Source organism: Clostridium sp. CM041, assembly GCF_055081035.1.
This window is the reverse complement of the sequence record NZ_CM143648.1, coordinates 180,225-203,665: the sequence shown is the minus strand read 5'-3', so window position 1 is coordinate 203,665 and position 23,441 is coordinate 180,225. Positions and strand designations below refer to the sequence as shown.

The 23,441-nt window shown below is 29.4% G+C and carries 26 protein-coding genes; 1 reads left to right on the top strand and 25 read right to left on the bottom strand.

Going from position 1 to position 23,441, the window contains the following annotated elements; all coding sequences use genetic code 11:
• Nucleotides 1-61: 61 nt before the first annotated feature.
• From ACWJJT_RS01000 to spoIIM, 3 genes are all read right to left on the bottom strand, one after another.
• Nucleotides 62-1,243, bottom strand: a complete 1,182-nt coding sequence (locus ACWJJT_RS01000) for a serine hydrolase (protein WP_462955717.1) — start codon at nucleotides 1,241-1,243, stop codon at nucleotides 62-64.
• A 225-nt stretch (nucleotides 1,244-1,468) separates the two neighbouring features.
• A complete protein-coding gene (locus tag ACWJJT_RS00995; RefSeq protein ID WP_462955716.1) occupies nucleotides 1,469-2,347 on the bottom strand; it encodes a tyrosine recombinase in 879 nt (292 codons plus the stop codon).
• Nucleotides 2,348-2,614: 267 nt separating this feature from the next.
• Nucleotides 2,615-3,265: a stage II sporulation protein M gene (gene spoIIM, locus ACWJJT_RS00990; protein WP_462955715.1), complete on the bottom strand. Its 651-nt coding sequence runs from the start codon at nucleotides 3,263-3,265 to the stop codon at nucleotides 2,615-2,617.
• A gap of 293 nt (nucleotides 3,266-3,558) precedes the next feature.
• On the opposite strand from spoIIM, the gene ACWJJT_RS00985 reads away from it, so the two are divergent.
• Entirely contained in the window at nucleotides 3,559-4,371 is an 813-nt protein-coding gene (locus ACWJJT_RS00985; protein WP_462955714.1) for a YncE family protein, read from the top strand.
• Nucleotides 4,372-4,578: 207 nt separating this feature from the next.
• Here ACWJJT_RS00985 and spo0A read toward each other — a convergent pair whose 3' ends face one another.
• The 22 genes from spo0A to efp all read right to left on the bottom strand — a co-directional run bounded on the left by spo0A (nucleotide 4,579) and on the right by efp (nucleotide 23,317).
• A complete protein-coding gene (gene spo0A, locus ACWJJT_RS00980) occupies nucleotides 4,579-5,394 on the bottom strand; it encodes a sporulation transcription factor Spo0A (protein WP_165412066.1) in 816 nt (271 codons plus the stop codon).
• A 205-nt stretch (nucleotides 5,395-5,599) separates the two neighbouring features.
• Nucleotides 5,600-6,829, bottom strand: a complete 1,230-nt coding sequence (spoIVB, locus tag ACWJJT_RS00975; protein WP_462955713.1) for a SpoIVB peptidase — start codon at nucleotides 6,827-6,829, stop codon at nucleotides 5,600-5,602.
• Between the two features lie 289 nt (nucleotides 6,830-7,118).
• Nucleotides 7,119-8,807: a DNA repair protein RecN gene (gene recN / locus ACWJJT_RS00970; RefSeq protein WP_462955712.1), complete on the bottom strand. Its 1,689-nt coding sequence runs from the start codon at nucleotides 8,805-8,807 to the stop codon at nucleotides 7,119-7,121.
• Nucleotides 8,808-8,818: 11 nt separating this feature from the next.
• Nucleotides 8,819-9,271 carry an arginine repressor gene (locus tag ACWJJT_RS00965; RefSeq protein ID WP_165412069.1) on the bottom strand — a complete coding sequence of 151 codons (453 nt, stop codon included), beginning with the start codon at nucleotides 9,269-9,271 and terminating at the stop codon, nucleotides 8,819-8,821.
• Entirely contained in the window at nucleotides 9,240-10,121 is an 882-nt protein-coding gene (locus ACWJJT_RS00960) for an NAD(+)/NADH kinase (RefSeq protein WP_462955711.1), read from the bottom strand. The genes ACWJJT_RS00965 and ACWJJT_RS00960 overlap by 32 nt, the downstream gene beginning before the upstream one ends.
• A 31-nt stretch (nucleotides 10,122-10,152) precedes the next feature.
• Entirely contained in the window at nucleotides 10,153-10,992 is an 840-nt protein-coding gene (locus ACWJJT_RS00955) for a TlyA family RNA methyltransferase (RefSeq protein ID WP_462955710.1), read from the bottom strand.
• 35 nt (nucleotides 10,993-11,027) lie between these two features.
• Complete coding sequence (gene dxs / locus ACWJJT_RS00950) at nucleotides 11,028-12,890, bottom strand: 1-deoxy-D-xylulose-5-phosphate synthase (protein ID WP_462955709.1); 1,863 nt, start codon at nucleotides 12,888-12,890, stop codon at nucleotides 11,028-11,030.
• Between the two features lie 157 nt (nucleotides 12,891-13,047).
• Nucleotides 13,048-13,920, bottom strand: a complete 873-nt coding sequence (locus tag ACWJJT_RS00945) for a polyprenyl synthetase family protein (protein ID WP_462956717.1) — start codon at nucleotides 13,918-13,920, stop codon at nucleotides 13,048-13,050.
• A gap of 44 nt (nucleotides 13,921-13,964) precedes the next feature.
• A complete protein-coding gene (locus ACWJJT_RS00940) occupies nucleotides 13,965-14,198 on the bottom strand; it encodes an exodeoxyribonuclease VII small subunit (RefSeq protein ID WP_462955708.1) in 234 nt (77 codons plus the stop codon).
• Nucleotides 14,198-15,403 carry an exodeoxyribonuclease VII large subunit gene (xseA, locus tag ACWJJT_RS00935; RefSeq protein WP_462955707.1) on the bottom strand — a complete coding sequence of 402 codons (1,206 nt, stop codon included), beginning with the start codon at nucleotides 15,401-15,403 and terminating at the stop codon, nucleotides 14,198-14,200. The genes ACWJJT_RS00940 and xseA overlap by 1 nt, the downstream gene beginning before the upstream one ends.
• Complete coding sequence (locus ACWJJT_RS00930; RefSeq protein WP_462955706.1) at nucleotides 15,393-16,241, bottom strand: bifunctional 5,10-methylenetetrahydrofolate dehydrogenase/5,10-methenyltetrahydrofolate cyclohydrolase; 849 nt, start codon at nucleotides 16,239-16,241, stop codon at nucleotides 15,393-15,395. The genes xseA and ACWJJT_RS00930 overlap by 11 nt, the downstream gene beginning before the upstream one ends.
• 145 nt (nucleotides 16,242-16,386) lie before the next feature.
• Nucleotides 16,387-16,782, bottom strand: coding sequence for a transcription antitermination factor NusB (nusB, locus tag ACWJJT_RS00925; protein WP_462955705.1), 396 nt, complete (start codon nucleotides 16,780-16,782; stop codon nucleotides 16,387-16,389).
• A gap of 96 nt (nucleotides 16,783-16,878) precedes the next feature.
• Nucleotides 16,879-17,268, bottom strand: coding sequence for an Asp23/Gls24 family envelope stress response protein (locus ACWJJT_RS00920; RefSeq protein WP_165412078.1), 390 nt, complete (start codon nucleotides 17,266-17,268; stop codon nucleotides 16,879-16,881).
• A gap of 81 nt (nucleotides 17,269-17,349) precedes the next feature.
• Complete coding sequence (locus ACWJJT_RS00915) at nucleotides 17,350-17,853, bottom strand: SpoIIIAH-like family protein (protein ID WP_165412079.1); 504 nt, start codon at nucleotides 17,851-17,853, stop codon at nucleotides 17,350-17,352.
• A gap of 38 nt (nucleotides 17,854-17,891) precedes the next feature.
• The gene (gene spoIIIAG, locus ACWJJT_RS00910) at nucleotides 17,892-18,545 is read right to left on the bottom strand and encodes a stage III sporulation protein AG (RefSeq protein WP_216302505.1); all 654 of its coding nucleotides are present in this window, start codon (nucleotides 18,543-18,545) and stop codon (nucleotides 17,892-17,894) included.
• A gap of 50 nt (nucleotides 18,546-18,595) precedes the next feature.
• Entirely contained in the window at nucleotides 18,596-19,189 is a 594-nt protein-coding gene (spoIIIAF, locus tag ACWJJT_RS00905) for a stage III sporulation protein AF (RefSeq protein ID WP_462955704.1), read from the bottom strand.
• A 67-nt stretch (nucleotides 19,190-19,256) separates the two neighbouring features.
• Nucleotides 19,257-20,402: a stage III sporulation protein AE gene (spoIIIAE, locus tag ACWJJT_RS00900; RefSeq protein WP_462955703.1), complete on the bottom strand. Its 1,146-nt coding sequence runs from the start codon at nucleotides 20,400-20,402 to the stop codon at nucleotides 19,257-19,259.
• Nucleotides 20,403-20,450: 48 nt separating this feature from the next.
• Nucleotides 20,451-20,834, bottom strand: a complete 384-nt coding sequence (gene spoIIIAD / locus ACWJJT_RS00895) for a stage III sporulation protein AD (RefSeq protein ID WP_165412082.1) — start codon at nucleotides 20,832-20,834, stop codon at nucleotides 20,451-20,453.
• Between the two features lie 9 nt (nucleotides 20,835-20,843).
• Nucleotides 20,844-21,041 carry a stage III sporulation protein AC gene (gene spoIIIAC / locus ACWJJT_RS00890; RefSeq protein WP_216302501.1) on the bottom strand — a complete coding sequence of 66 codons (198 nt, stop codon included), beginning with the start codon at nucleotides 21,039-21,041 and terminating at the stop codon, nucleotides 20,844-20,846.
• A gap of 15 nt (nucleotides 21,042-21,056) precedes the next feature.
• Nucleotides 21,057-21,575 (bottom strand): stage III sporulation protein SpoIIIAB, encoded by a 519-nt coding sequence (spoIIIAB, locus tag ACWJJT_RS00885; RefSeq protein ID WP_216302500.1) that lies wholly within the window; start codon nucleotides 21,573-21,575, stop codon nucleotides 21,057-21,059.
• 1 nt (nucleotide 21,576) lies between these two features.
• Complete coding sequence (gene spoIIIAA / locus ACWJJT_RS00880) at nucleotides 21,577-22,494, bottom strand: stage III sporulation protein AA (protein ID WP_462956716.1); 918 nt, start codon at nucleotides 22,492-22,494, stop codon at nucleotides 21,577-21,579.
• A 265-nt stretch (nucleotides 22,495-22,759) separates the two neighbouring features.
• Nucleotides 22,760-23,317: an elongation factor P gene (gene efp / locus ACWJJT_RS00875; protein ID WP_165412085.1), complete on the bottom strand. Its 558-nt coding sequence runs from the start codon at nucleotides 23,315-23,317 to the stop codon at nucleotides 22,760-22,762.
• Nucleotides 23,318-23,441: the final 124 nt, after the last annotated feature.

The following is a 23,441-nucleotide window of genomic DNA, read 5'->3' as shown; positions in this document are numbered from 1 at the left end:
TTATTGCCCAGAAGCTATATTTTTATATTTACATAAATCTATAACACTACATAAAGTTTTGTTAAATCGCCTTATCAAATAAGTCTGTAAAGTTATTTTTAATATTATCCCACACTCTAGATTTTTTTATATCCCTATCACTGTAAATAACAATTTTACCACTTAACTTATTATCAACATATATTTCACAATCTCCAATTGCGACATCCTTTTTATACTCTTTCAAACCTTCCTTCATAACAAATTTTTTAGTGATTTTATTTTTATTACCTTTTTCGAGGGTTATAAGAAAATCTTTATGTGCTTTAGCTATTAGGAACTTATCCCCTTTTTTATTTAAAATTACTTTTTCTAATTCTTGATCTTTTGCTATTACTTTTTTCGTCTCAAATTTTGTAAATCCGTAATTCATTAACATGCTAGCATCTCTATTTCTTTTTGTGTAAGTTGGCGCACCCATAATTATCGCAAGCATCCTTACATTGCTTCGTGTTGCAGTCGCAGACATACAATACATTGCCTCATTTGTAAATCCAGTCTTGAGTCCATCACATCCAGCAAAGAATCTGACAAGCTTATTATGATTTACAAGACCTATAGGTGCCTTTCTGCCCTCAGAAATAGTTTCCATGTAGGTTCCTGAATATTTTAATATTTTAGGATGTTTTAATAGGGCTCTAGACATAATTGAAATATCATAGGCAGTTGTAAAATGCCCTACTGCACTTAGACCAGTGCAGTTTTTGAAAGCAGTATCTTTCATATTAAGACTTTTTGCTCTTTCATTCATCATATTTACAAAAGCATCTTCACTGCCACCTAGATACTCTGCCATTGCCACTGCTGCATCATTTCCTGATGCAATGGCAATACCCTTTAAAATTTCTTCCACGGTTCTAATTTCACCAGTTTCAAGTATCATACTACTTCCACCCATTTTTTTCGAGTTTTCACTTACGGTTATTTTATCTTGTAATTTAATTTTACCAGAATCTATGGCCTCCATAGCTAATAACATAGTCATTATTTTAGTTACTGATGCTGGTGCAAATCTCTCATGAGAATTTTTTTCATATATTATTTTGCCAGTGGATGGTTCCATTAGTAGTGCTGACTTTGCTTCTACTGCAATTCCTTTATCATCCTTATTTTCTCCTTCTGCCTTAGCTGGCAGACAGAAAAACTGTGTTGTAAAAATCAACGTTAAAATTAAACATAATACATTTCTAAAGTTCCTTTTCATATGTATCCTCCTCTTATTACTTTGCGCTAGACAAAAATGTCTGCGTTGTTTAAAATTCATAACATTATTTTTACCAATTTGCATTAATATTATCACTATTTATTTATAATAAAATAAAAAATTTATTATAGTTGTAAACAAAAATAAAACCCGCCTTCATAATTAGTGAAAGCGGGTTTTTCCATACTCTATTTATAATTCTACATTGTAATTAAATCGTTCATCTTATGCTCTAGGATGAGCATTTTTATAAATTTCAGCTATTTTACTCTTTTTAACTATAGTTGAATAAATTTGAGTTGTAGACATACTATTATGACCTAATAGTTCTTGAACTGAAGCTATACCAGCGCCATTTTGCAATAAATGCACAGCAAATGAGTGTCTTATTGTATAAGAATTTATCGCTTTTTTAATATTAGTCTTTTTAGCATACTCTTTAATAATTTTCCAATAGCCTTGCCTTGTCATTTTATCACCTTTTATATTTAAAAAGAGTAAACTTAAATTATTTAAGTTCATAATAGATCTTGTCTTTAAATACTGCGATAGACATCTAACCGCCTGGGTACCAATAGGAATTATTCTTTCATTTTTCTTACCATTATTGCACCTTATGTATAGCAATTCTAAATTAATATCATAAGTTGTTAAACTTAAAAGTTCTGAAACCTTTATACCTGTAGCATACATTAATTCTAGCATTGCTTTATCTCTACATCCTTTAATCGTTGACTCTTCCGGTTGATTTAATAATTCATCTATCTCCTCGATAGATAGAATTTGAGGTATATTTCGTTTAATTTTTGCAATTGAAAAATATGCTGTTGGGTCTTGCTCTGCAAAATCGTTTTTAATAAGATATTTATAGTAATTTCTAATGGAAACTATACTTCTTGCTATGGAACTATTTGCACGACCTTCTTTTCTAAGATACTCAGAGTATGCCATTATAGTTATGCAATCAACCGTTTTTACACTTTCATTTTTATATTCCATAAATCCAATGAAACGTTTAACATCTCTAGTGTAAGCTTCAATAGTATTTCTTGTTAGTTTATTGTTTTTCAAATTATCGCTATAGATTTTTAATAAATCATTCATAATGTATCTCCCATATTATAGAGAATATTAATATATACATACATTATACTCTAAAGAATAAATAAAATGTAAGAATATAATTATAAATTAATTTATAATTATTATCAACTAATTTGTAAACTACAACACTATTTTTGTATATTTTTGTATTATTGATTAAATTTTGAAGCAAGTAATCCACAGCTTTAGGCAAGCAAATTCCAATTACTAGTAAAATAATAAAACATTTTATTGTTAACATTACAAAGTGCAATACATCCTTATGCTTCATTTGCTTACAGTTCCCAAATTATTAATAAGATTTTTAACAAAATGCGGTGCAATATAAGATTCTATAATTATCCCTATAAACAAGAAAACTATAATTACAATGAATATTACGCTATAGTATATTATTCTACTAGATAAACTACTTGTCCATTGTTTATTAAACTTACTCTTAAGTAGCATTATAGAAAATTCCATTGATACTACAGATGCAAAAATAATGCATGGAATATAAATTAAATTCTGAGGTAGCACCCCTAGTATTGCTATACCAATGCCATTCTTTCCTAGGCCGCTAATCATAAAGCTAAAGGTAAATCCAACTGTAAATCCTTTCAATAAATCAATAATTATAATTATTGGTATCCCGACAATAGTTAAACCTAAAAACCAAAGAAAAATAATCACAGGCAGATTATTTTTAATCGATTGTAAAAATATTAATTTATAACTAATCCCACTTGTATTTGAAGGATCAATAAAATTCATCAAGTAATTTACTAAATCATTTCGTTCAAAATCACCCATGTACTTCACACTGTAGATTCCTAAAATTATACCTGTAAATACGCAAAGAATACTTATAATATATAGCCAAAAATTTTCTTGTATATGTTTGTTTATATTCCCCATTAAAGTATTAGATGACATAATTTTCCCCCTTTTGTTGATCATTCTGCTTATTTTTTAGCTATTCATAATATATTGTTAAAATTCACTTACGTTATATGTATGCTAAAATTCTAATTATATGAATTAAATTATCACCTGCCGTGCTGCAATATTATAACTTAATTCATATTTATGATAACAAAGATGGTTATATGCATATTTAATTTACTTTGCTACATAAGTGAATATTTTTTTGCCATGTCCCAGAAATCGCTAGCATTAAAATTTATAATTATAAACATACTATAAGATAAAAGGCAGGTGTTATTAAATTGAAAACTTATAGAAGATACTTATGCGTGTGTGCCTTGGCCTTATCTATTAATACTTTCGATAATAATTTAGCATTCGCTATTAAAAATGACAGAATATCTTCGAATAACAAAGCGGATAAATTTAAATATGAATTACTATTTCGTATTCCATACACTAAAAATTTTCAAGGATTAACATTTTTTGATGGACATTTTTATTGTGGCTTTGATTTAGGAGATGGAAACGGGAAAATAATTAAATATGATATGTCGGGAAAGAAAATTTGTGAAACAACATCTATGTCTGTAGGCCATTGTGCTGAACTTGGATATAGAACCAAAACAAACAAAATTTATATTGCTAATGGTGGAGGAACTAATTTAACTCATATTTATGTTATTGATTATACTACAAGTGCAATATTAAGTAATTTAAGCTATGAACGTTTGGGAACATCAGCCTTACTTGCTATAGATAATGTCCATGATTATTTAATACTCCACACCATTTCAAGTGGAGCCGATATTGGTAATCCAACTTTTACTATTATAAATTTAGCCAACATGAATGTAATAAAAACTTTTAATATTGCTACGCAAGGTATTCCACAAGGCTTAGAAACAGATGGCAAATACATTTATTTATATACGAATAATAAGATTACAATATTAAATTATGAAGGCATAATAATTGCTACTTATCATTTTAATAACCCAGGAGAAAGTGAGGGTTTAACTTTTGCTTTAGAATATGGAAAGTCCTATTTAGCTATGGGATACGCTTCTCCAAATAGAATTTATATAATAAGAAGTATGATTTTAAAAAAATAAGCTCATATCTCTATATCGAAATTTCCTATGAAACAATATTGGCTAATTTAATACATTTATAAGTAATAATTATTTCCATAAAAAATAGACTTATTCATTTACTTAATAAATGAATAAATCTATTAGTTTTTGTTTTATAACTCAATATTAATTAAATACTTAACTTCGATAAAAACTAAACCGATCTGGATCCGTTGTTATATAAGGCTAAGAAACCCTGTTTTGTAATCTTAACTTATCGGCTACCATAGCTATAAATTCACTATTGGTTGGTTTCCCTTTAGCATTATGTATGGTATAACCAAATATTTTATTTATTGTTTCAACTTGACCACGTCCCCATGCTACTTCTATAGCATGCCTTATTGCTCTTTCTACCCTACTAGCAGTTGTGTTGAATTTTTTAGCAATAGATGGATATAATTCCTTTGTTACTGCGGATAGAAGTTCAATATCATTAACTACCATAGTGATTGCTTCTCTTAAATACATGTATCCCTTAATATGAGCTGGAACACCAATTTCATGAATTATATTTGTAATTTCAGCTTCTAAATCCATTGGTTCATTATGATTACTTTTTCTAGTTTCAGATGTATCAATAAAAGATATTGATTTTTTGCTGTTATCACTAGAAATTGTATTATTAAACATTTGTCTTATTCTTTTTGTAAAAACTTCCATATCAAATGGTTTTACTACATAATAATCTGCTCCCAATGCAATAGCTCTTTGTGTAATTTTATCTTGCCCAACTGCAGATAATACTATTATTTTTGGAATTGGTTCAAGATCCATACTACCCAATCTCTCTAATACTCCAAGACCATCTAAATGTGGCATTATTATATCTAATACTACCAAATCAGGCTTTCTCTCTTTTATTAGCTTAAGAGCTTCTATTCCATCTTTTGCAATACCTGTAACCATAATATCTCTTTGGCTTAATAAATAATCATTTAATATATTGCAAAATTCTTTATTATCATCTGCAATAAGCACACTAATTCTAGCTTCTTCCATATTATAACTCCCCTTTATAAATAAATTCCCATATCTTAACAAATATTAATTCGACAAAAGAATTACAATTCCTTCTTATATTAAGAAAATTTACAAATAAATAATTATTTATCATTATTTATCATTTTTTATAAAATAAAGGATAGCATCCGCTATCCTTTATTGCTTAATATCTATTTTAACCCCTTTTTTTAAATAATGCTAGTTAATTTGATAAAATACCTGCATCTTTCAACATCCATTCTATATATATTCCATATCCTAAATCAGGTTTATTAATTAAAACATGGGTTACCGCACCAATAATCTTATCATTTTGAATTATTGGACTACCACTCATACCTTGCACTATGCCACCAGTTTTTTCTAGAAGCCTTGGATCTGTAATTTTAATAACCATACTTTTCGATCCAGATTTATTTTGAGGTAATAATTTCTGAATTTCTATTTGGAACAATTGTGGTTCGCTACCGTTTATAGTGGTTAAAATTTGAGCCTTTCCTTCTTTAATTTCATTCCTTAGTCCTATTTTCATAGGTTTATTAAATTTATTATTTATAAGGCTTTTAGTTCCTTCTCCAAATATACCACATTCAGTATTTTTAGTTATTTGACCTTTTATTTTACCTTCATCTATGAAAAGTCCTCTTAACTCTCCTGGAGTTCCTCTTGTTCCTTTTTTTACTGATACAATATTAGATGATATAATTACGCCATTATTAACACTTAATATTGTTCCGGCATCAGCATCTGTAATTGGATGACCTAACGCAGCAAATTTTTTAGTTTTATCATCATATAAAGTTAAAGTTCCTACACCAGCAGTTGAGTCTCGTACCCATAAACCAATTTTTTGTTTTCCATCTTCTGAATCAATAGTTGGTTTAATCTTAACTTGAAAATATGTCAAATCATTTTTACGTTGTAATTTAAGAGTGAGTTCCGAATTTTTTTCTTTATTTATAAACCTTATTACATCTTCTGCATGATTTATTTCAACATCATTTATACTTATTATACTATCACCTATTTGTACACCTGCATTTGCGGCAGGACTTGGTGTTTTGCCATTCACACCTTGTATATCAGATAAAGCTACTACTAAAACACCTTTAGTATTCAGTTTAACCCCAATTGGTTGTCCTCCTGGATAAACCATTATATCTGATTTGTCTTTTATAAATGTTGATTCAACTTCTAAGCTACCTTCTAAATTAACTTTTTTCTTAATTTTCTTTTTATTATTTATATCTGGTTTATTAAGAATAATGTCCTTATCGTCTTTTATTTTTACAAGTTTGTTAGAATATAATGTTTCCATTGGTCTATCATATGCTGCAACAATTTTATTTTGGACTTTAAGATACGCACTTAAAGCAATTATTACTACTAAAGGTGTCATAATCCAACATATTATATTTAACCTTTTCTTCATAAGCTTTACCTCCTTTTCTCTTATATTTATAACTTTAAGTTACCCGCGAATTCTCCATATTATGCTATAACATTAATTCAAAAATAGTCAAAGACATAGATTCAAAACTAATTTATACTAAATTAAAAAAATTACCCTATATTTCAATTATTTTTACATTTTTTAAATTATACAAACTAAGATTATTTATACTTAATTTAAAAAAACGAAAAAAATAAAGCCATAAAATTATGACTTTACTTTTCCCTATTAACTTATTTTTATAACTATGCTAACCTAAAAAGCAAAATTAATGTTTTTTTTGTTTCTTTGCCATATTTATCATTTCTTTAGAATTTTCCAATGTTAATTTAGTAACCTGTGTACCACCAATCATTCTAGCTATCTCTTGTTGCTTTTCTTCATCATTCATTTTCATAACATCGGTATAAGTTTTATTTTTTAAAACATTTTTAGATATTAAATAATTTGTATCTGCCATACTAGCTATTTGGGGCAAATGTGTTACACAAAGGATTTGATGGTTTAATGATATTGAATACATCTTTTCTGCAACACATTGCGCAATTCTACCACTAATACCAGTGTCTATTTCATCAAATATAACAGTAGGTATTTCATCCTTATTAACGAATACAGTTTTGAGTGCAAGCATTATACGTGATAACTCTCCACCTGACACAATATTTTCTAATGGATTTAGAGGTTCTCCAGGATTAGTAGATATACAAAATTGAACTTTATCACAGCCATTTTCATAAAATTCATTCACGAGTTTTACTTCTATGTAGAACTCACTTTTTTCAAGGCCAATATAATTTAATTCATTTTTTATTTTACCTTGGAGTTTTTTTGCTGTATCAGATCTAATTTCATGAATCTGCTCAGCTATAATTTTCATTTCACGCTCAAGAGCTATTTTTTCTTTTTTAAGAACAATGATTATATCACTACTATTAATTAATTCTTCATATTCAACCTGAATTTTTTCTTTATACTCATAAATTTCCTCAATGGTAGGTGCATACTTCTTCTTACAAGTGTTAATCAGGCTTATTCGACTATTCATATACTCTAATTCTTTTTCATCATAATAAATTGTCTCTTTTAAGTTTCTTAAATCTGTAATATTTTCCTCTATATTAAAGTAGCTTTCTTCTATAGAGTCTGCAATTAATTTTATTTTTTCCATGTGCTTTTCTATACTTCTTAATTCCCTAATAGCCATAGCTAAATTATAAAAAACCGAAGTATTTTCTTCATCACTGGTATCTAATAATGCATAACTTTTTGATAAATGTTTTTCCAAATTTTCTGCATTGCTAATGATTGCATATTTTTCTAAAAGATCCTGATCTTCACCAATTTTGAGATTGGCGCTTTTAATTTCTTCTAACTGGTAATTCAAGAAATCGATTCTTTTTTCACGCTGACCTTCATTTCCTTCAAGTTTATTAATTCTATTTTTTATTGTAGTCATTCTTACATATTTCTCATTATACCCAACAAGAATCTTATTAATTTTATCAGTTCCAAAGGAATCCACATAAAATATATGATTGACTTTATCTAATAAGTTATGATTATCATGTTGACCATGAATATCCAATAAATTTTTACTAATATATTTAACCTTTGAAAGTAGCAATGATTTACCATTAACTTTAGCAATACTTTTTCCAGATTGAAAAGTTTCGCGACTTATAAATACCATGTCCTCATAATCAATATCCATCTCATCTAAAGCATTTTTGTTATTTTTAGTATCAATGCTAAATATTGCCTCAACATAAGTTTTATTTTCACCTGTCCTGATTAAGTTCTTATTGAATTTACCACCTAATACATAATTTATAGCATCAATTAAAATTGATTTTCCTGCTCCTGTTTCACCAGAAAGGACATTAAATCCTTTTTCAAAATTAATACTTAACTTTTCAATTAGGGCAAAATTCATAATATTTAATTGTAGGAGCATACTACCTCCTCCTATTCACTAATCATTTTTTTAATTTTCTGGATTATCTCTTTTGTCTCTTCTTCTTTTCTAACTAAAATAAATATAGTATTATCTCCAGCTATAGTTCCTACAATACCATTGAATTTTAAAGAATCTAAAGCTTCAGCAGCAGCAGCTCCAGCTCCAGATATAGTTTTTAATACTATAAAATTATCTACATGGTCTACATAAAGAACTGTTTGAGAAAAAATATTAACCAATTTATTTGATAAAAAGGTATCCGCCGGAGAACTAGTTGCATACTTGTGACTTCCATGTGCATTCATAACCTTAATTAATTTCAATTCCTTTATGTCTCTCGATACAGTTGCTTGAGTAATATCAAATCCATTGTTTTTTAGTTCTTCTGCTAACTGCTCCTGAGTTTCAATCTCATTAGCTTGAATAATTTCAATTACTTTTGCATGACGTGAAATCTTCATTTTTTTCTCCCTCGCAATCCATTGTTCTAGAAATTATTTTTTTTCTCAAAATTTTAAAATAGTTATAATCATTAAATTTAACCAATCTACACTTCTTATTTGAAACACTTACTAATATTTTCTCATAGTTATTTAGCTTTATTGCCCGTTGTCCATCTAATGTCAAAAATATGCTTTCATGCTCACTTTTTATACTTATAGATATTTCACTTTTACAGTCCAACACTATAGTTCTCATATATAAGGATAATGGACAAATAGGAGTTACAGCTATAACATCTAAGTTAGGATAAATTATAGGCCCTCCTGCAGATAATGAATATGCTGTAGACCCTGTTGGCGTAGATATTATAAGTCCATCCCCTGTAAACTCAATGTAAAACTTATTGTCTATGTGTAATTCATATTTAACAACTCTCGCTAGTGTTCCCTTTGATACAATTATATCATTTAAAGCAGTATATTCTTCAGTTTTATCTCGATATGGCAAAGTGCAATTAAGCATCATTCTATCTTCTACATAATAATCATCTTCACTAAATCTTTTCATGGCATTTTCAAACTCTAGCAACTCCACACTGGAAAGGAATCCCAAATTACCTATATTCACACCTAAAATTGGGATATTAGAATTGTTTAAATTTCGCGATGTTCTTAAAATAGTTCCATCTCCACCTAAAGCAATAATAATATCTAAATCGTTATATTTTATATTTTCAAGGCCAATGGAATCTTTAAATATAAATATGTTAGTATCATCTATATACTTACTAATAATATTTTTTACATACTTACTTATTTCCCCATCTTCATCCTTAGTTGTATTTATATTAATACCAATTTTTTTCATATTCCCTCCTTGCCGCCTTCTATATCATATATCAACTATTATTTTTATCCTCGCTTACCCTATTTAAATCTTTATGAGCTTCACTAACTATGTGAGTTATATTATCTTCAATATAACTCACATAGTTCTCTTTAGATTTTGTAAAATAAATTAAATATTCAATATTCCCATTAGGTCCTTTTGTTGATGAGTAATTAACATTAATAACCTTTACCTCTAGACATCTCAGAAAGTTTAAAACTCTAACTATTACCTTTACATGTTCACTAGGTTTTTTAACCACACCTTTTTTATTTACGATGCCTACACCTACTTCAAATTGTGGTTTTAATAGTGCTACAACGCTACCATCATTTTTTAATAGGTTAAGTAAATTGGGAATAACTTTTTCTAGGGATATAAATGATACATCAATACTTGCAAAATCGGCAAGTTCTCCTATACTATCTGCACTTAAATATCTTATGTTTGTATTTTCCATGGATACTACCCGTACGTTGCCTCTCAATTTATCATCTAACTGATTTGTTCCAACATCTATAGAGTATACCTTGCATGCTCCATGTTGAAGCATGCAATCTGTAAACCCGCCTGTAGATGCACCTATATCTAGGCAAACTTTAGCTTTAAGTTCAATATCAAAAGAATTTATAGCCTTTTGAAGCTTTAATCCACCCCTGCTTACATAAGGAATATCTTCTCCTATGAATTCAATACTAGATGATATATCTACTTTTTTTCCGCATTTAGTAGTCATAATACCATCCACGAATATATTTCCGGAAATTATATTTTCCTTTGCTCTTTCTCTTGAAAATAAAACTCCCCTTTTAACTACAAGAACATCTAATCTTTGTTTATCTTCTAACATAAAAAACTCCTTAAGACTCCACTAAAGTGCATTATTTAAACTAACTCTAAAATACTTTCAAAAATTCCATCTACATCTAGTTTATGTAATTTATACAGTATGTCAACTGTTCCGTGAGGAATAAACTCATCTTTAAATCCTAAATTAATGACCCTTGTTTTTGTCGTAAGTGAATTCACATATTCTAGCACTAAAGAACCTAATCCCCCATGCACAAGATTATCCTCTATAGTTACTAAAGAATATTTTTTATTCACTAGCTCTAAAAGTAGCTCTTTATCAATAGGTTTAATAAAACACGCATTAATTACAGTAGCTTCTATTCCTATATTGTTTAATTTTTCTCTAACCAAAATAGCATTTTGAACCATTTTGCCTGTAGCTATAAAGGCTATTTTCCCTCCGCCTAAAAGGGTTTCCCATTTCCCCCTCTTAAAGTTTTCAATAGGAGACATTTTAACATTGCGATTATCCCCACCCCTTGGGTATCTTATAGCAATTGGGTAATCTTGTTTAACTGCAAAAGTGAGCATTGACTTCAATTCACTTATACATTTTGGAGCCATAATTGTCATATTGGGAATATGAGATAAATATGATAAATCAAATACTCCTTGATGTGTTTCTCCATCGGCTCCAACAATGCCTGCTCTATCTATAGCAAAAATAACAGGTAACTTTTGAATGCATACATCATGTACAATTTGGTCATAAGCTCTCTGAAGAAAAGTTGAGTAAACCGCAAAAATAGGTTTTAAACCTTGCGATGCCATTCCTGCTGCCATAGTAACTGCATGTTGCTCCGCAATTCCTACATCAAAAAATCTATTAGGAAACTGTTTTGAAAACATTTCTAGCCCAGTACCCTCAGGCATGGCAGCTGTTATTGCCACTATATTTTTGTTCTCCTTTGCAAGGCTTACAATCTGCTCCCCAAATCCATCAGAGTAACTTTTCTTAGAACTACCACATAGCTCTCCAATTAAGGGGTTAAATGGACCTACGCTATGATATTTACGTGGCTGGTTTTCAGCAAATTTATAACCCTTTCCCTTTTTAGTTATAACATGAATAATCACTGGTCCGTCTATTTCTTTAGCTAGCTTCAATACCTTGCTTACTTCTTTAATATCATGTCCATCTATAGGTCCTAAATATTTAATACCCATATGCTCAAAGAGCATCCCTGGCACAATAACCTGCTTAATTCCATTTTTAATCTTTTGAATTGAACTAACCATACCGTCTCCTACGCTAGGAATTTTTCTAAGCGTAGAATTTATTTCTTTTTTTATTCTATTATAAGTTGGGTCAATTCTAAATTGGCTTAGGTACTTAGACATGCCTCCAACATTTTTAGAAATAGACATTTGATTATCATTAAGCACAATAATCATTTTAGTTTTCCTAAATCCTATATCATTTAATGCCTCAAAAGACATACCTCCTGTAAGTGCACCATCACCTATTACCGAAATAACGTTATAATCTTCCTTTTGTAAATCTCTAGCCCTTGCAATTCCCAGCCCTGCAGAAATAGAAGTACTACTATGTCCTGATTCAAATATATCATATTTGCTTTCTTCTTTTTTAGGAAAACCACTTAATCCACCAAAATTTCTAAGTGCATCAAATTTATCTTTTCTTCCTGTAAGAATTTTATGTACATAAGATTGGTGACCTACATCCCATATTAATTTGTCTTTATCCAAATTAAAAACATTGTATAAACTTAATGTTAATTCTACTACACCTAAATTAGAAGCTAAATGTCCTCCAGTTTTAGATACTTTTTCAATTAGAAAACTTCTAATTTCTCCTGCAAAAACATTCAACTCTTGTATAGACATTTTTTTCACTGAATTTATGTCATTAAAATCATCTAAAATTTTACCCATATCCATCTATCCTCTTTTATTAATTATGTTATCATACCCACATTTATGGGGATATTATATCATATAATAATATTTAATTCAAAAGCTGTTTCGACTTATTATACAATTTAATGACATTTAAGATGTAGTTAATTAATCAAAGAATATTAGTAAATTTTCAATATTCCCTTTTTAATAAAAATTCCGTCATTTCTTCTAAATACTTTGTATTCACCTTAAGATTTTTTAATATCTTAAAACACTCTTCGCTTAAATCATTACACTTTTCCTTACATTTTTTCAAACCATACATGGTTATAAAAGTAGTTTTATTATTACACTCGTCACTTTTTACATTTTTACCCAAAACACCAACATCCCCAATTACATCTAATATATCATCCTTAATTTGAAATGCCAAACCTAATTTATCACCATACTCTTCTAATTCACTTAACTCATCTTCACTGGCATTGCCTAAGATAGCACCACATATTATTGCTACTTTAATTAATTCTCCAGTTTTATTTCTATGCATATACAGAAGTTCTTCCTCTGATATTGCAATGCCTTCACTTAAAATATCACAGATTTGTCCAGCTATCATCCCCTGAGCTCCAGAAGCTTTTGCTATGAAGGCACTTGCCTTAATTTTATTTAAACTTCCATCTAAACATTGATTTAGCATTATTATCATAGCTTCATTTAATAATCCATCTCCTGCGAGTATTGCAATTGCCTCTCCATAAATTTTGTGATTTGTAGGCTTTCCTCTGCGCAAATCGTCGTTATCCATACTGGGCAGATCGTCATGAATAAGGGAATATGTATGAATCATTTCAAGGGCCGCTGCAAAAGGTAAAATATCTCTATAATCTTCCTTGTACATATTATATGTAAGAAGCATTAAAATCGGTCTGACTCTTTTTCCACCGACTTTTATACTATAAATCATCGATTCGAAATTTCTATTGTCAATTTCTGGTTTACTATCAAAATAATCATTTATCCAGTGTTCTACTACATCTTTTAGCAATTTTATATTCATTATATCCCTTCTTTTCATGATAGGTTGTAAAAATAATATAGTGTAATCTAATCTTTAACGACCTCCGCAAGAGTCATAAAATCCCTTTCACCTTCAGCTGTTAATATCTTTATTTTACCTTCTGTATCATTTAAAATTTTGTATAAACTGTTGCAGATTTTTATACCTTCTTCATAATTAATCATAGTTTGTTCTAACGTAACTTCATTCCCATTCATCAGGTCTACAATTTCTTGAAGACGAACCATCATATTTTCATAAGATTTTTTTTTCTTTGCCATTAGAACTCCTCCAAATTTCTTACATTAAATCTACCACTACCGTCCTTTAATGTAATTTTCACCTCTTTTATATTTTTCAAATCACTAATTTCACTAATAACTTCATTTTCATTGTTTTGAAGTACCGCATATCCCTTATTCAATACATTTAAGGGGTTATGAGCATGCAAAAGAGCATTGAACTTGGAAAGTTTCTGCTTTTCTAGTGAAATTTTCGCATTAAACTTGTAACTTAGATTTTCTTTTAAATTATCTATATGGATATATTGATTAACTATAAAATTTAAAGGATTATTTATTTTCAAAGTTTTATTTAATAAATTAACTTTATTATATTCTTTGTTAACCTTAAATTCCACAGACTTTAGCAACAGATCTCTAAGTGATTTAATTGCATTATTTAACTCTTTTAAATTTCTCACAGCAATTTCTGCCGCGGAGGATGGAGTCGGCGCCCTAAGGTCGCATGCGAAATCTGCTATAGTAAAATCCGTTTCGTGACCAATTCCAGTAATTATAGGTATTTTAGAATTATAGATAACGACTGCTAAATTTTCTTCATTGAATGCCCATAACTCCTCTATTGATCCTCCTCCTCTTGCAATAATGATTAAATCAACATTTTTTAATTCATTAAAATATTTTACACCTTGTGCAACATTCTCGCTAGCATTTACACCTTGAACAACCGTTGGGTATATAATCATGTTAACCTTTGTGTTACGTCTTGTGGCAACATTAATAATATCTTTAACTGCAGCACCTGTTGGGGATGTAATTACTCCTATTCTAGTAGGAAATAAAGGTATACTTTTCTTGTGTTCTTTATCAAATAATCCTTTTTTCTCTAATTTCTCTTTTAGATTTTGAAAAGCTAAATATAACTGCCCTTCTCCATCTGGCTCCATGGAGTCACAATAAAGCTGATATGACCCCTCTTTTTCATAAACAGAAACCCTACCACTGATGATTACATTCATGCCATCTCTAGGTATAATTTTAAGTTTTAAAGCCTGTGACTTAAACATTACACAATTTATCTTTCCAAATTCATCTTTTAATGAAAAATATATGTGCCCGCTAGAATGCAATTTTACATTAGATAATTCTCCTTTAACATTAGAATTTTTCAATATGAAATCACTATCTATTACTTTCTTAATATATCCATTAAGAGCAGTTACTGTTAATACTTTAATAAACATTATCCCTCCATGCCATACAAGCATTTTTTATAAGCATTGTCGTAGTCATTAGTCCCGTTCCACCTGGTACTGGGGTAACATAACTTGCATGATTAATAACATCATCAAAAGATACATCCCCAGTTACTTTATTGTTCACCATTGTAGTCCCAACATCTATAACAACTGCTCCTTCTTTAATAAAATCACTTGTTACAAAACCTGGTTTACCTATTGCGGCAACTATTATATCTGCTGTTTTGCAAATTTCCTTTAAGTTTGTTGTTTTAGAATGACATATTGTTACTGTTGCATCTTCATTAAGTAGCAATTGCGCCCCTGGTTTTCCAACAATATTGCTTCTACCAATAACAACAGCATGTTTCCCTTTAATAACGCATCCAGTACTTTTAATCATTTCAATGACACCTAAAGCAGTGCAAGGTATAAAACTTTTCTCGCCCTTATAAAATCTGCCCATATTTACATCACTTAATCCATCAATATCCTTTTTATATGAAATTTTAGAAGTGATTTCCTTCTCATTAAACTTTTTCGGTAAAGGCAATTGAATGATTACACCATCCACAGTATTATCTTCATTCAATTTTTCAATAATATCTACAATTTCTTTTTGATCAACGTCTTTATCCAAGTGAATACAAGTATAAGATATACCTAGTTTATTGCAAAGGTTATTCTGACTTTTTACATATGACGTGCTGCCTCCATCGTCACCTACTAATACGGTTTTAATTGATGGCACCCTAAGTCCCTTACTAATACCGCCTTTTATAACTGATTTAATTTCATCTCTGTACTTTTCAACTATCACCTTTCCATTAACCTTAATTCCCATATTATCCTCTCCTTGTTATGTGTTTTTAAATACTAGTTATTATAATACAGTTCTAACACTCTTTAAAAATCCCTCTTTTATCAAAAAAAATAACTAGTCAAATATGCCCTAGTTATTTTATTGTTATTTAATTATCTAGCATTTTTTAAATCATCTTCGCTAAGATACCATTTATAAAAGCTGGGGAACTATCTTCCCCATATTTCTTCGCAAGTTCTATTGCCTCATTTACAGAAACCTTACCTGGTATTTCTTCCTCGAATAATATTTCATATGCACCTACTCTTAAAATAGCTAGATTCATTTTTGATAGTCTAGCCAACTTCCACTTAATTAAGTTCTTTTCAATATTTTCATCTATCTCCTTGCTATTTTCATGAATCCCAGCTAGCATCTTAGTAATATACGACATATCAATTTCATTTAAATCAACATCTGTGTTCTCTTTAAAATTTTCAATTATATACTCATAGTTTTCTTTATTTATTGACATTTCAAAAAGTAATTTCATTGCTATTTCTCTTGACTTTCTTCTATTCATTAGTAATCCTCCTAATTTTCTCATCTTAAACTATGCTTTTAATTAAAATAACAAGCATAGTAATAAACACCCTCTGATTACAGAGGGTGTTTATTACTATGCTTCTATTTCCTCTAGCTTTTCTGTTTTAGATAATACAACATTTTGTACATACACATTTACGGCTGTTACTGTAAGACCTGTCATAAGCTCTACAGATTTTTTCACATTTATTTGTGCTTTTTCAGTAACTTCCGGAATTTTAATACCATATTCAACTACAACGTGTAAATCAATTACTGCACTACTTTCTCCTACATTGACTTTAACGCCCTTAGATAAATTCTTCTTTCCGCTTAATATTTGAGTTATTCCACCAACGAGACTAGCACTCATACCAACGATTCCCTGTATTTCAGCAACAGCGAGTCCTGCTATTACACTAACCACATCCTCGGATATCTTAACAGTGCCCATTTCTGTTTCATTTAAAATTTTATCTTCCATATTAGTACCCCCTTATTTAGCTTAGGTAAAACATGAGAATGCTATATTTATTATATCAGAAAAATATAGCATTTACAATTATTATTGTTTGATTTTAACTTCAATTTTTTCTAATTTTGTTTTGTTCATTACAACATCATTAATGCTACGAAGTTCTTCCTCTGAAAGTTGTTTTTTATCACTTTTAACTAATATCTGTACCTTATCATCTACTATACTGCACATTGCTTCTTCAAACCCTAGAGCTTTTAGTGCAAGTTCTATGTCTGATTCATTCTGTGAAGCCATTGATATGTTTAGATATTGCTCAGACGCAGTTGCCTTTTGTGCTTTTGGAGTATTAGTATCATCAATTAAAGCTTTAATCGATTGAAGAGTACTTACATTTTCTTGATCTCTTGATAATTTTGCTTCTTCAAAATAGGATGAATTACTTTTAGTTTCCTTTAAAGATATTGCACTCTTCTCACTACTAAAATCACCATCATTTACATATAATGGTCCATTCACCTTTGCCGCAAGATACCCTGCAAACACAATAAGTACTACCAACGCAACAATTATACCAGACTGTTTTTTATTCATAATATTCCCCCCCATCTACCTTTCTTTGAAATTATATGCTACTTATTCATAGGATATACATTAACTTTGTTTTTAGGTAAATTAAATAAATCAATTACCGCCTGCCTAATTCTAAGTTCAGTAACTTTTTCATTTGATCCTTCTGCCACTACGCATACACCAGTAATAATAGGTTTGATTTTTTTTACAATTAATGGTGCATTTTCGTTCCCATTATTGGACATAACAACAGCACTTCCGTTATTTTCTTGAGTGATATTTCTTTTTCCACCTGTTGTATCATTTTCTTGTGTAAGACTTTTAGAATCATTAACATTTACTGCTGGAACACTCTCCTCTCCGCTCTCAAAATAGATCATAAGCTGTACCTTTCCAACTCCTTGAATTCCTTCAAGTGTTGATTTAAGTTTGCTTTCTAATTGTGCTTCATAATCATTTAACTGCAGTGCTTTATTTTCCTTAACAATTTTATCATTTTGTGCATCGCCTGCGACAGCTGAAGTTTGCTTTGGAGATTTAAAAAAACTACTTGCTAAAATTATTACAACTGCCACTAAAATCACTAATACCAAGTTTCCCAATAACTTGTCAGATTTTTTGATTTTATTGTTTTTATTGTTGCCTTGACCACTATTTAATAATTCTGTTTTAATATACTCAGTAAATTTGCTAAGCAAATTATCATTGTTCATAGAATCCCCCCTCCTTTCTTATTTTTATATCTGATTAACAATTATAGGTTTTATGAATTTAATTTATAAACAGTAATAGCATCACCAGATATCTTGAATTTACTACTTAGGAACTTCTTTATTTTATTTCCTTGTTCACCTTGCATAATATTTTTTTTAGATGCATTTACACTTTTTGTATTAATTTCTATGCTTTCTATTTTTTTAACACCTTTTTCCACAATTCCAACTTCAACCGAATTAATATTAAATGTTTGATTTTTACTATCGTAAACAATTTCTATATCAGCATTATACTTATTCTCTGGATATTCCTCTTCTAAGTTTATAATGCATTCATTCTCTAAATTTTTTTTAAAATTTTCTGTTGTATTAAGTATGTTAATATCTTTATACTTTTTAATACCCTTTTGGGGATTACTACCCTCCATGTAAGTTGTTGCTTTACTTGAATAAGAGTTAAAATCAAAGTCCTTATCAAAAATCTTCATTATGGGATTTATAATTACCACGATTAACATCAGTCCTAATACAAATTTAGCATATTTTTTCATGCTATTGTCTGGCAAAATCATCTCCACTGCAGTAATAAAAAATATAGCAATGGTAATGTTTGTTACCCAGACTTTTAATCCTTCTATCAAATTATCACCACCTCCTTTATGAATAAATTTATATAGGATAGTAACCACTTTCTAGATTATTAGATTATTAGCTTATTATGCCTTTGCCAGTTGAAGCTACTATTGCAACCATTATGAAAAACATTACACTTACTGATATTACACAGGACATTAAAAGAAGAATAGAATCACCTACTGAATTCATGCAATCTACTGTACGGCTGTCACTTATTGGTTCAATTAATGCAGCAGCTACTTTATATAAAAAAGCCATAATTAACAGTTTTATAATAGGGAATAAAACAATTACTATAATAATAACTAATCCTAACCCACTTATAGCATTTTTTAAAAGAAGTGAGTATCCGGCTACTGTTGAAATTGCATCAGATAAACATTTTCCAACTACAGGTATAAAATTATCTACTGCAAACTTTGCTGTTTTTATAGTAACTTGATCTATGGTTTTTGCTGCTATGCTTCTTAAAGTAATTACCGCAATAAATACTGTCATCACTATTCCTTGTGACCAAATAGCAATTTGCTTAAAAAGCTTTGTTAAATTATTTATCTTATAATCACTGGATATATTCTTAACAAATTGAAGTACGAAGCTCATAAATATTATAGGAATGATCATATCTACATAAATTCTAGAACTTAGAGTAGCAAAACCCATTATTATAGGGTCTAGTAAGGTCGCTTCTGCAAATCCTCCCACACTAGCTAGGAGCATCATTAGTACTGGCATAAGTGCCGCCATAAAATCTGTCATATTAAGAATAGTACTTTTAGCAAGTTCTGCTACTATATAAAAGCTTTTAGTTATCATCACGATCATTACACCGTAACACGCAAAATAAGCGATATTAGATAAACCCTCTTTATTAAAGGCACTTTGAAGATTATTAAGTAACGCACAAATAATCGCAATAATCATAAGACTACCTATTAACTCCATTGATGCAACTACCTCTTTAAATGTGAATCTAATAACGTAATTAGAGGTTTCTTTAAAACTAAAACCATTTTCACCAGTTTTTATAAATTGTTCTACAAAAGTTCGTGGGTCCATATCATTAAATATTTCATATTTTGTTTTTATGTTAGTAATATAATCATATAAATTGCTTATTTCTTTTTCTTCTTTTTCTCCTAGTTTACCTGGTTGTGTGGCTTGTACACTAATAGGCAAACATATTAAAAATAGTAAAATTATTATTATTTTTTTCATATTATACCTCTGTATTAAAATTAGTAATATTTTTTTCATACTATACCTCTACATTATTTTCAAAATAGATTGCATTACTGCCATCAAAATAGGAATTGCCAAAACTAAAATTAGTATTTTTCCAGAAAATTCCACTTTAGTTGCAATGCTATTCTCACCAGCATCCCTGCAAATTTCACTACAAAAGGAAGCTAAATAGGCAATGCCCAGTATTTTAAAAACTGTGTTTAAATACACAACATCAATATTGGCCTTATTTGCTAATGTTTGCAAAAAACCCATTATTATTGTAAGTTTGTTTATCATAAATAAAAAAATTAATATTCCGGCTGCAATGCTAACTTGAATAGCTAAATCATCCCTTCTACCTTTAAATATAAGTACGATAAATAATGCTGTGAAAGCAAATGCAACAATTTTAATTATTTCCATTATATCCTCCTAAAACTGAAACAAAGTTTTTACAGAATCAAATAGCTTGTTTACTAAATTTATCACCATTATAAGAAGTAGTATTACTCCTGCTAGATTTGCAACTACAGCAATGTCCTCCTTGCCGCCACTTTTTAAAACCTTATCAATAATAATGATCAGAATACCTGTTGCCCCTATTTTGAACAGCAAACTAACATCTAACACTTAAAAACCTCCTCCCTATATTAGTACTATTACCAGCATCGCTCCAAAAGAAAATCCTAAATATCTGTACATTTTTATATTTTTGTTCATAAATTCTTCTGATATTTTAATTTGTTTTTTTAAATTTGCTATAGTCAAAGAAAAAATATTATTTTGCCCTTCAATATCAGATTCCCCTAAGGTTTTTGTTAAATCTAAAATAACATTTATGTCATCAGAGTTTAAATATAATCTGTTTTTCATTAAGTTTACTGCACTATTCGTGGCCTCATATACATTCTCATATTCATTGTCAGATAGTAATTCACTGGTTTTATTAAAAAGTTCCCTTATAGGCTCTTTACTTTTATGTGCTATATTTTTAAAAGCATCCGGCAAAAGAGCATGTACATAAGTTATTTCATTTTGTAGTTGATAAACTGCCCTTTGAACTTCATTTAACTGAAAAACTCTATACTTTAATCTTTCACTGTATATAAATCCTGCCATAGTTGAAGCACATAATATTACAGCACATCCAATTATTTTAATCATATTATGACCTCCATATATCTTTACCCTTAGTAAAATCATAAATACACTCTATTGTTCCAATTCCTTTTTTATTACTAAGAACTATAGCTCTTGAAAACACGTAATTTTCCACAATCTCCTTAAACACTAATCTTTTATACAAATCCTCAATTCCAAAACCATGAATAGTTGTAATTAAACTAATTCCAGAATTTAATGCCATTAAAATACTCTCCATATCATTTTGGGTTCCAATTTCATCACAAACTATAACATCAGGTGACATGCTTCTAATTGCCATCATAATTCCTTGGCTCTTTGGACAATTATCTAACACATCCGAACGCACTCCCACGTCCATTTGCGGTATTCCTTTAAACGAACCAGCTATTTCTGATCGTTCATCAATTATAGAAACATTTTTACCGTTAAAGTTTCTGTTTTTATCCCCCTGTGATATTTGCCTCGAAATATCTCTAAGTAAAGTTGTTTTACCACATTTAGGAGGAGATATAATAATTGTATTGTGTACTGAATTATTATAAGTAATATAAGGCATTACTTTATCAGCACAACCGACAATTTCTTTACATGCTCTTATGTTTATAGATGAAATGTCTTTAATAGTTTTAATGCTATTGTTTTCAATAACACAAATCCCACATAGTCCAACTCTATGTCCACCTTTTATAGTTATATATCCTTGTCTAATCTCATCTTCAAAAGCATATATTGAGTAATTGCTTATCCTCTGCATTATGTATTTTATATCTTCTGGAGTTGCGATATAATTCCAGATTTCTTCTTTACTGCCAATGTGAATAAACAGAGGCTTGTTTACTTTTATTCTAATTTCTTCAAGTTGCTGCAAATTATCAATCTGTTCCAATTTACTTCTAATAGTCTTAGGTAATATTTCAAATAAATCTTTTGTAGCCAACATTTTTCTCACCCTCTCATATATAATTTGTATTTTACCACCTCGTAAAATATTCCATATAATCGAATTTTTTTAATGACATTCCAGAAGGAAAGTCTCCCACTTCTATAAGGAGGAATATAAATCTCCTAAAAGATGTGCAGCGACCCAGGAGATGATCTAATGTGATTTAAAATAATTTAGTCATATGAAAAAAATATATGTCTTCCCGCTCAAAAAAAGAACAAAAAAAAAGAACCAAATTGGTTCTTTTTAAATATATAATTTAAACTCTTAGCATGTAGTCGCCATTTCTAGTGTCTATTCTAATAGTTTCACCTTCATTAACGAACATTGGAACTTGAATTATTGCTCCTGTTTCCACAGTAGCGGGTTTTGTTACACTTGAAGATGTGTTACCTCTAACCCCAGGTTCAGTGCTAGTTATAACTAGTTCTACAAAGTTTGGAGCTTCTACTGAAAAAGCATCATCCTTATAAAATTTTATTATAGCAAACATATTTTCTTTTAAGTATTTTATGGCATCTTCTACTTTTTCATAATTAAGTGGTATTTGTTCAAATGTTTCTTGATCCATAAAGTAGTATAATCCTTCTGATGCATATAAATATTGCATTTCTTTTCTTTCTATAACTGCTTCTTGTAATTTTGTAGTTGGGTTAAACGTTTTTTCCGTAACCCCTTGATTAATAACGTTTCTTAATTTAGTTCTAACAAATGCAGCTCCCTTACCTGGTTTTACATGTAAAAAATCTATTACGGTGTAAACTTGTCCACCTTCATCAAATGTAGTTCCTTTTCTTATGTCTCCCGCTGATATCATTGTGTATCCCTCCAAAATTCATTAGTAATTCAATTAACCATTTATATTATAACCTTACTCGATAAATTAATACCAATTTCTATAACCACTCTAGATAAAAACATTACAGTGGAACAATGTTATT